The organism is Aureimonas sp. SK2, from assembly GCF_029813115.1.
GTDB lineage: Bacteria > Pseudomonadota > Alphaproteobacteria > Rhizobiales > Rhizobiaceae > Aureimonas.
Genome location: NZ_JAPZDS010000018.1, coordinates 57,686 through 67,350 on the forward strand (window position 1 = coordinate 57,686; position 9,665 = coordinate 67,350).

Annotated in this window: 7 protein-coding genes and 1 tRNA gene; 4 read left to right on the forward strand and 4 right to left on the reverse strand. The window is 68.3% G+C overall.

Annotated features, from left to right (window positions below):
• Window position 1 precedes the first annotated feature (1 nt).
• From O5O54_RS19100 to O5O54_RS19110, 3 genes are all read right to left on the reverse strand, one after another.
• Entirely contained in the window at window positions 2-301 is a 300-nt protein-coding gene (locus tag O5O54_RS19100) for a hypothetical protein (protein WP_279483444.1), read from the reverse strand.
• A gap of 223 nt (window positions 302-524) precedes the next feature.
• A tRNA-Met gene (locus O5O54_RS19105) sits at window positions 525-601 on the reverse strand.
• 204 nt (window positions 602-805) lie between these two features.
• The gene (locus O5O54_RS19110) at window positions 806-2,470 is read right to left on the reverse strand and encodes an AMP-binding protein (protein ID WP_279483445.1); all 1,665 of its coding nucleotides are present in this window, start codon (window positions 2,468-2,470) and stop codon (window positions 806-808) included.
• A 241-nt stretch (window positions 2,471-2,711) separates the two neighbouring features.
• On the opposite strand from O5O54_RS19110, the gene O5O54_RS19115 reads away from it, so the two are divergent.
• The 3 genes from O5O54_RS19115 to O5O54_RS19125 all read left to right on the forward strand — a co-directional run bounded on the left by O5O54_RS19115 (window position 2,712) and on the right by O5O54_RS19125 (window position 6,179).
• Window positions 2,712-3,239, forward strand: a complete 528-nt coding sequence (locus O5O54_RS19115) for a gamma carbonic anhydrase family protein (protein ID WP_279483446.1) — start codon at window positions 2,712-2,714, stop codon at window positions 3,237-3,239.
• 16 nt (window positions 3,240-3,255) lie between these two features.
• Window positions 3,256-5,109, forward strand: a complete 1,854-nt coding sequence (gene recQ, locus O5O54_RS19120; protein WP_279483447.1) for a DNA helicase RecQ — start codon at window positions 3,256-3,258, stop codon at window positions 5,107-5,109.
• A 152-nt stretch (window positions 5,110-5,261) separates the two neighbouring features.
• Window positions 5,262-6,179, forward strand: a complete 918-nt coding sequence (locus tag O5O54_RS19125) for a DMT family transporter (protein ID WP_279483448.1) — start codon at window positions 5,262-5,264, stop codon at window positions 6,177-6,179.
• A 77-nt stretch (window positions 6,180-6,256) separates the two neighbouring features.
• On the opposite strand, the gene O5O54_RS19130 is transcribed toward O5O54_RS19125, so the two are convergent.
• Window positions 6,257-8,452 carry a TonB-dependent siderophore receptor gene (locus O5O54_RS19130; protein ID WP_279483449.1) on the reverse strand — a complete coding sequence of 732 codons (2,196 nt, stop codon included), beginning with the start codon at window positions 8,450-8,452 and terminating at the stop codon, window positions 6,257-6,259.
• 188 nt (window positions 8,453-8,640) lie between these two features.
• Here O5O54_RS19130 and uvsE point away from each other — a divergent pair.
• The coding region (uvsE, locus tag O5O54_RS19135; RefSeq protein ID WP_279483450.1) for a UV DNA damage repair endonuclease UvsE at window positions 8,641-9,665 on the forward strand (1,025 nt) is incomplete at its 3' end.

Sequence of the window (9,665 nt, forward strand, 5' to 3'; positions counted from 1 at the left end):
CCTAGAGGATCGCGTGCTCGGCGCGCTGGAGACGCATCTCCTGCACGAGGACGTCGTGGCGGAGGCGGTGAAGGCCTACATGGACGAACGCAAGCGTCTGCGTCGCTTCCGCCTCGACGGGCAGCGCAAGGTCGCCAAGCGCGTGGCCGAGATAGACGCCGAGCTGCAGCGTCTGCTGGACATGATTGTAAAGGGCTATGGGAACGACGCGATGGGCGCGCGGATGGTCGAGATCGAAGGGGAGAAGAAACGCTTGCTGGCCGAGGCCAAGAACGATCGGGCCGAGATCGTCGAGTTCCATCCGACGATTGCCGAGCGGTATCGCCTGATGATTCGCGATCTACGACAGACGCTGGCGACGGCCGATGAAGAAGCGAAGCGGGAGTCGGTGAAGCTGGTGCGCGACCTGACAGACAAAATCGTCGTCTATCCGAAGGAAGACAGTCAGGGCCGGGATCTTGAGCTTCACGGCCAACTTGCGGCGATCCTTGATATTAGGACCAATCGCAAGTTAGTGGGGTCAATGGTTGCGGGGGCAAGATTTGAACTTGCGACCTTCAGGTTATGAGCCTGACGAGCTACCGGGCTGCTCCACCCCGCGCCATTGCCGAAGCGGCTTGGCCGCCTGCGGTGAGGTGGATATAGGCGAAAGCTCGGGCGATGAAAACCCCTCTCGAGAGGGTTTTTGACAGAAAGACGACACCGCTCTCGCAAGCGGGGCCGCGAGCCGGGCATGTCCTCGGTAAGAAGACTAGCGGGAACGCCGGCCGATGCAAGCGGCGGGGCGCCGCCCGCCGCTTGTGCCTCATTCGTCGCGCAGCATGCGGCGCAGGACCTTTCCGACATTGGTCTTGGGCAGCTCGTCGCGGAACTCGACATCGCGCGGGCGCTTGTAGCCGGTCAGGTTCTCGCGGCACCACGCCTTGACCGCCGCCTCGTCCACCGTCTCGTCGCTGCGCACCACGAAGAGCTTCACCGCCTCGCCCGACGTCGCGTCCGGCACGCCCACGGCCGCGGCCTCGGCCACGCCCGGCATCCGGGTCGCCACGTCCTCCACCTCGTTGGGATAGACGTTGAAGCCCGAGACGTTGATCATGTCCTTCTTGCGGTCGACGATCTTGACCCAGCCGCGCTCGTCCATCACGCCGATGTCGCCCGAGCGGAAGTAACCGTCCGCCGTGAAGACGCGCGCCGTCTCGTCCGGGCGCTGCCAGTAGCCCTGCATGACCTGGGGTCCGCGGATCGCCACCTCGCCGCGCTCGCCCGTCGCGACGGGCCGGCCGTCGTCGTCGAGGATCGCGACATCCGTGCTCGGCAGCGGCAGGCCGATCGTGCCGGAATAGTCCTTGGAGAGGACGGGGTTGGCGGTCGCGATCGGCGCGGTCTCCGACAGGCCGTAGCCTTCGCAGATCGAGCAGCCCGTCACGCTCTTCCACAGATCGGCCGTCGCCTTCTGCACCGCCATGCCGCCGCCGACCGACAGCTTCATGTGCGACCAGTCGACCTGCCGGGCGCCCTCGTGGCGCGCGATCGCGCCGAACAGCGTGTTGACGGCGGGGAAGAGGTGGAAGCGGTTGGCCTTCAGCTCCTTGAGAAGAGCCGGGATGTCTCGCGGATTGGGGATCAGGATGTTGCAGCCGCCGGTATGCTGCGACAGCATCATGTTCACGGTGAAGCCGAAGATGTGGTAGAGCGGCAGGGCGCAGACGGTGACCGGCTGCTCGCCCGGCGGCAGGAGGTCGAGCACCGGCTGGTGCCAGAGCTCGGCCTGGATGACGTTGGCGACGATGTTGCGGTTGGTGAGAACCGCGCCCTTGGAGACGCCCGTCGTGCCGCCCGTATATTGCAGCACCGCCGGGTCCTCGGGTTTACGCGCCGCCGGCCGGAGGGCCGCCCTGGTCTTCAACGCCGTCTTCCAGCGCACCGCGCCCGGCAGGTCGTAGGCGGGCACCGCTTTCTTCACGCGGCGCAGCACGAAATTGACGAGATGCCCCTTGAGGCCCGGCAGCATGTCGCCGACGCCGGTCACCACCACGTGCTCGACCGGTACCTCGGCGCGGCACTCCTCCAGCGTGCGCGCCATGTTCTCCAGGATCACGATGGCGCGGGCGCCCGAATCCTTGAGCTGGTGCGCCAGCTCGCGCGGCGTGTAGAGCGGGTTCGTGTTCACCACCACCATGCCCGCCCGCACCACGCCGGCCAGTGCCACCGGGTACTGGAAGACGTTGGGCATCATCAGCGCGACCCGGTCGCCCGGGTGGAGGCCGAGGCCTTGGAGATAGGTCGCAAAGCGCGCCGAGGCCGCATCGAGCTCGGCATAGGTCATGGTCGCGCCCATGAAGCGGAAGGCGGGCTTGCCCGAATGCCTGGCGAAGGCGGCCGTGAGAAGCCCGGCCAGGCTCTCGTAGGGCAAGGGTCCGATCTCGTGCGGAACGCCTTTCGGATAATGGGCGAGCCAGGGCCTCTGCATGCGTCATTCCTCCCGTTTTCCCGAAGCTAGCGCAGGTCGCGCCGGGACGAAACTCCCGCGACTTACGTTAACGTCAATTTTCCGTGGGGCGGTTGACGCCCGGGGCGGATGCCCGGCAGCCTTCCGCACGGCCTTCGTCGCAAGCGGGCCGATCGCCTCGCGATTCCATCGATGCGGGGCTCGCGCGGGCGCGTCCACGCGCCTATCTTGGGGCCAGTTCCCGACAGCCAGCCGGATCGCCATGCCCCTCCACGCCCTCGACGACAAGGCCCCGCTTCTCGACAGTCGGGAGACGGTGTTCGTCGCCCCCGGCGCCCATGTGGTCGGCGAGGTGCGGCTCGGCGCCGATGTCGGCGTCTGGTTCGGCGCGGTGATCCGGGGCGACGTGGCGCCGATCGCGGTCGGCGCGCGGACCAATATCCAGGAAGGGGCGATGCTCCACGCCGATCCCGGCTTTCCGCTCGCCATCGGCGAGGGCTGCACGATCGGGCATCACGCCATCGTCCACGGCTGCACGGTGGGAGACAACACGTTGATCGGCATGGGCGCGACGGTGCTGAACGGCGCGCGCATCGGCGCCAACTGTCTCGTCGGCGCGGGCGCGCTGGTCACCGAGGGCAAGGAATTTCCGGACGGCTCGCTGATCGTCGGCGCCCCGGCCAAAGTGGTGCGCCCGCTCGACGAGGCGGCGATCGAGGGCCTGCGGCAATCGGCCGAGCGCTATGTCGCCAACGCCCGGCGCTTCGCCGCTGGACTGCGGACGCTCTGAAGCGCACACAGCCGGCATGACCTCCTCCCAAACGCGCGCGACGCGCGCCCTGTTCGACGACGGCCTGCCTTCCCCGCGCGAGGCGCTGGCCCGCGTCTTCGGCCATGCCGACTTCCGCGGCCGCCAGGCGGAGGTGATCGAGCATGTCGTTTCGGGCGGCGACGCGGTGGTGCTGTTTCCGACCGGCGCCGGCAAGTCGCTCTGCTACCAGATTCCGGCTCTCTGCCGCCCCGGCACCGCCATCGTCGTCTCGCCGCTGATCGCGCTGATGCGCGACCAGGTCCAGGCGCTCACCGAGGCGGGCGTGCGGGCGGCTGCGCTGAACTCCTCGCTCACGGAGGAGGAGCGGGCGCAGGTGCGGCGCGAGCTGATGGCCGGGCGGCTCGACCTCCTCTACGTGACCCCGGAGCGCATCGTCACGCCCGGCTTCCGCCAGGCGCTCTCGCGCATCGCCATCGCCCTCTTCGCCATCGACGAGGCGCATTGCGTCAGCGCCTGGGGCCACGACTTCCGCCCCGAATACCGGGCGCTGGAGGCCCTCGCCGACGACTATCCGGACGTGCCCCGCATCGCGCTCACCGCCACGGCCGACCCGGCGACGCGCCGCGACATCGTGGAGCGGCTGCGCCTCGAGCACGCGCCGATCTTTTCCACCTCCTTCGACCGGCCCAACATCCGCTACGCCATCGTCGAGCGCGACGAGGCCCGGCGCCAGCTCCTCGCCTTCCTGGAGGACCATCGCGGCTCCAGCGGCATCGTCTACTGCCTGTCGCGCCGCAAGGTGGAGGAGACGGCCGAGTGGCTGAACGGGCAGGGCATCCGCGCCCTGCCCTACCATGCCGGCATGGATGCGCGCCTGAAGGACGCTCACCAGGACGCCTTCCTGAAGGAGGACGGGGTCTGCCTCGTCGCCACCGTCGCCTTCGGCATGGGCATCGACAAGCCGGACGTGCGCTTCGTCGCCCATCTCGACCTGCCCTCCTCCGTCGAAGCCTACTACCAGGAAACGGGGCGCGCGGGCCGCGACGGCCAGCCGTCGGAGGCCTGGATGGCCTACGGCATGCAGGACGTCGTACAGCGCCGCCGGATGATCGACGAGGGCGGTGCCGAGGAGGCGATCAAGCGCGTCGAGCGCGCCAAGCTGGATGCCCTTCTGGGCATCTGCGAGACGGCGGGCTGCCGACGCCAGGCCATCCTCTCCCATTTCGGCGAGAGCCATCCGGGAGGGTGCGGGAATTGCGACACCTGCCTCGTGCCGGTCGAGACCTTCGACGGCAGCGAGGACGCGATCAAGCTCATGGCCGCCGTCTACCGCACGGGCGAGCGCTACGGGCTCGGCCACGTGATCGACGTCCTCACCGGCAAGGAGACGGACAAGGTGCGGACGGCCGGACACGCCGCCATGCCGGTCTTCGGCAAGGGCGCGGGGGTCGACGCCCGCGTCTGGCAGTCGATCGCCCGCCAGCTCGTGGCGCAAGGTCTCCTCACCGTCGATCATGCCGCCTATGGCGCTCTGGTGCTGACCGAGGAGGCACGGCCGGTCTTCCGGGGCGAGCGCCGCGTGGTGCTGCGCCGCGACCGCCGCCGCAAGGCGACGCGCCTCGGGCGCACCGGCCACGCGACGGAGGGGCTCGACGAGGAGACGGCGGCGATCTTCCAGGCTCTGCGCGGCGAGCGTGCCCGCATCGCGCGCGAAAAATCGGTGCCGGCCTATGTCGTCTTCTCCGACGCGACCTTGCGCGCCATGGCCGAGCGCTGCCCGCACGACGAGGAAAGCTTCCTCGCAGTGCCCGGCGTCGGCGAGGCCAAGCTGGAAGCCTATGGCGACCTGTTCCTCGCCGTGATCCGTCGGGCGACGGGCGGAGACTGAGCGCAAGAGCGGCTTGCAACCGGGATGATCCTGGAAATGCTTTCGCGACCGACCATGTCACGTTAAATGGACCGGCGCGAAGCGAGACCCCGCCGCTCCCCTCGCGCCGCTGCCCCGGCGGCCCGATGCATCGGCGGGGGAGCTTCGCCCCCGTGACACCCGCCAATCCGCTCCTTGCCGGCATTCTTTTCACCATCGTGGCGGGCGCACTCTTCGCCGGCATGGACTCCTTCGGCAAGCACCTGTCGACGCTCCTGCCGGTTCTCCAGGTGATCTGGGGGCGCTACGTCGTCCAAACCGTCGTGATCACCGCCTGGCTCGGCGCGACGACCGGCACGCGCTTCCTGCGCACGCCCCGCCCCGGGCTGCAGCTGACGCGCGGCGTGCTCCTGCTCGCCTGCACCTTCCTGATGTACGAGGCGCTGTCGCGTGTGCCGCTTGCCGACGCGACGGCGGTGCTGTTCTTCAGCCCGATCATGGTGACCGTCCTGTCGGTCGTGTTCCTGCGCGAGCGGATCGGCCTCCACCGCATCGCGGCGGTCGTCGCCGGCTTCTGCGGCATGCTCCTGATCCTCCGGCCCGGCATCGGGAGCTTCCACCCCGCCCTGTTTCTCGCCCTCGCCGCCTCCGTCCTCAACGCGGTCTACCTCCTCCTGACGCGCCGGCTCGCGGGGCGCGAGGACTCGGCCTCGACGCAGTTCAACACGACGGCCGCGGGCGCCCTGATCATGTCGATCGTCGTCATTCCCGTCTGGCGGACGCCCGACCTTCCGACGGGGCTCCTGCTCCTCGCCCTCGGGCTCTTCGGCACGCTCGGCCATTTCCTGCTCGTCCGCGCCTTCTCCTACGCCTCCGCCTCGCTGCTTTCGCCCTTCCTCTACACCCAGGTGCTGACCGCGGCGGCGGTCAGCGTCCTCCTGTTCGGCGATCCGCTGCATCCCGCGACGATCGCCGGCACGGCGGTACTCGTCGCGAGCGGCCTCTATATCTGGTGGCGCGAGAACCGGCGCCGGTCTGGGGCGCCTGTCATCGATCCCGGAACCCGCGCGGAGCTCCATCCCGGCGACTGAGCTCCGTCCCGAAACGACGAAGGCCCGGATGCCGCCCAGCCTCCGGGCCTTCGATCTGGGACGCTGGACCCTGCGCCCTACCAGTTCATGTGCGCCTTGAGGACGAACTCGCGGCCCTGCCCGTAGGCGCAGGTCAGCGCGCCCCGGCATCCGCTGACATAGCGCTTGTCGAAGAGGTTGTTGACGTTGAGCGACAGGCCCCGGTCGTCCCGCTCGTAGCGGATCGCGGCATCCACCAGCGTGGCGTCGGGCACGGTCAGCGTGTTCTGGTTGTCGGCATAGGACTCCCCGACATAGCGCAGGCCGAGCCCGGCCGAGAGCCCTTCCAGCGAGCCGCTCGTCACCGTGTAGTCCGCCCAGGCGGAGGCCGTCACGTCCGGGATCAGGAAGGGCTGTTTGCCGATCAGCGCGGCGTCGATGTCGTCGGTGATCTCGAGGTCGAGCGCGGTGAAGGCGCCGGTCAGCTTCCAGTTCTCGGTCAGGTTCGCCTTGGCCTCGAGCTCGAGCCCCCGCGAGCGGATCTCGCCGACCGGCACGGGCAGGAAGGTCAGGGGATCGGTCTGCACGACGTTGCGGCGCGTCAGGTCGAAGACCGAGGCGGTGAAGCTCCCGTCGAAGAAGGTCGGGCTGTACTTCACGCCCGCCTCGAACTGCTCGCCCGTCTCGTTCTCCACGGGCCGCCCGTCGATCGCCGTGCCGACCTGCGGATTGAAGAAGGAGGCGGCCGAAACATAGGGCGTGAGCCCGTTGTCGAACTCGTAGGCGAGGCCCGCCCGCCCCGACAAAGCGCCGTCGTTGCCGTCGTAGTCGGCGTTGGCGGCCAAGCGGTCGTCGCGGTCGATCCAGACCCGGTCGTAGCGCCCGTTCAGCGTCGCGACGAAGCCGCCGACCTTGGCCTGCTCCTGCGCGTAGAAGCCGAGCTGGTCGAGCGTGATCGTCTCGTCGATATAGGGCGAGAAGAGCGGCGGAAGGGGCGTTCCGTAGCGCGGGCGGATCGGGTCGAGCGGCGAGGCCGAGCCCGATGCCTGAACCTGGTCGATCCGGTAGTGCTTGTAGTCGATGCCGGCGAGCAGCGTGTGGTCCACCGCGCCGGTGGCGAACGCGACCGTCGCCGAATTGTCGGTCGTCAGCTGGTCCGCCTCCGTGTCGTGAGCGAAGTTCAGGCGGCCGAGGATCGAGTTGGCATCGACCGGCGCGGAGAGGAAGCCCGTCCCGGTGGCCGGATCGAAGAAGCCGTAGGTGTAAGGCCCGTATTCCTCACGCTCCGTGCGGGCGTAGCGCGTCTTGGAGCGCAGCGTCACGCCGTCCCGCGCCTCCGTCTCGTACTCGTAGCCGAGGAGCGTCTGACGGCCCAAGAACTTGTCGACGTCGGGCTCGCCGTAGAACAGATCGCGCGGGATGCGCCCGAACGGTGCGTCGACCACCGTCCCCTCATAGGGGAAGAACCCGTTCGTGTGACGAAGGTTGTCGTATTGGAAGAAACCGTAGAGATCGAGCCGCGTCTTGGCGTCCGGCTCGTAGGCCACCATGGGCGCGATCATGCCGCGGAAGTTGTCGGCATAGTCGGTCTGCGTCTCGCCGCCCTTGACGGTGCCGAGCACGCGGATGCTCCACGGCCCGTCCTCGGCGCCGAGCTTGTCGCCCATGTCGAAGGAGAAGGATCCGTTGGGATCGTCGGTGAGCGACCCCTCCACGTAGCGCAGCCGCTCGCCGGTGGCGCGCTTGGAGATCTGGTTGACGATGCCGCCGGGATTGGATCCGCCGTAGAGGACGGAAGCCGGGCCGCGCAGAACCTCGATCCGCTCCAGGAAGAAGGGGTCGAGCGAGAAGCCGGCAAAGCCGTATTGGTAGAGGTTCAGCCCGTCGAGATAGACGCCGGTCTGCGTCGCGTCGAAGCCGCGGATATAGAACCAGTCCGTGTCGGAATCGCTGCCGAAGGGCTGGGTGAAGACGCCCGCCGTATAGCGCAGCGCCTCGTCCACCTTCCGCGCGCCGCGGTCCTCGAACTCCTCCCGCCCGATCACCGAAACGGATTGCGGCAGTTCGGCCAGCGGGGTCGAGGTCTTGGAGCCCGTCGTGGTCGCCCGGGCGACATAGCCCTGAACAGGCGCGGTGCCCGCACGCTGGGAGCCCGAGATACCATCCGATGCGCCGTCCGCTCCCTCGACGACGACCGTGTCGAGTTCGACATCAACGGTTTGCGCTTTCACCGAAGTGCCGAGGCCGAAGACGATCGCGGCGGTGGACAAGAGCAGGCGGGAGCGTAGACGCACGGGCGGGATCCGATGGCTGTGAGGTCCCGTTCTGCATCCCAGGGAATACATGACTCCACAAGTCATGAAATGAGGCGCACGACTGAGCGCCCGCGACCTGTGGCCGCGTTGCACCAGCCACCCTGGTCGAACCAGGGAACCGGACCGCCTCTATCGGCGTCCTCTCCCGACACGAGGGACGGGCAGGCATGACGACGAGCAAGCGGATTTCGCGACTGGGCTTCCCGGTCAAGGTCATGGGAAAGCCGGACCTCAAGAGCAACGACGCCCGCCGGGCGGCCAACAACCCGCACCTCAAAGTCTCGCTGGAATACATCGACGGGATTCTCGACTACTGCGCCAAAAACGGGGTCGGCCTCTACCGCATGTCCTCGGACATCGCGCCCTATGCGACCCATCCCAACATGCCGCAGTTTCACGGCATGGTGCGCGAGACCCAGGCCGAGCTCGCCGCGACCGGCGCCAAGGCCAAGGCGCTCGGCATCCGCCTGTCCTTCCACCCCTCGCAGTTCGTGGTGCTCAACAGCCCCGACCCCGAACTCGTTCGCAAGAGCGTCTGGGACCTCGACAGCCAGGCGGAGATGCTGGACCTCATGGGCCTCGGACCGGAAGCGGTGCTGGTGATCCATGTCGGCGGCACCTATGGCGACGTGCCGACGAGCCGCGAGCGCTGGGTCCGCACCTGGGAGACCCTGCCCGAGCCCGTGCGGCGACGCCTCGTCCTCGAGCACGACGATCTACGCTTCTCCGCCTCCGACACGCTCTGGATCCACGAGCGGACGGGCGTGCGTCTCGTCTTCGACCACCAGCATTTCTGGTGCCTCAACCCGGACGGTCTCGACCTGCGGGAGACGCTGGCGAAGATGCTGGCGACCTGGCCGGCGGGCGAGATCCCGAAGATCCACTATTCCTCCCCGCGCACGGAACTGCGCGAGCAGGTCGTCGTGGACAAGGCGACGAAGAAGAAGGGCGTGAAGCTGGTCCCGCCGGTGACGACCGGCCATGCCGACTACGTCAATCCGTTCGAGTTCCTGATGTTTCTGGAAAAGGCCGAGGGGCTCGACTTCGACGTGATGCTGGAGGCGAAGGCCAAGGATCTCGCGCTGTTCCGTCTTCGCACCGATCTCGCACGCTACGGCGGCCGGCTGGCGGAGCGTTTCGGGCTGGCAGCGACGCCTGCGGGTGCTGAGGAACCATCCGACGCGGGGGACGA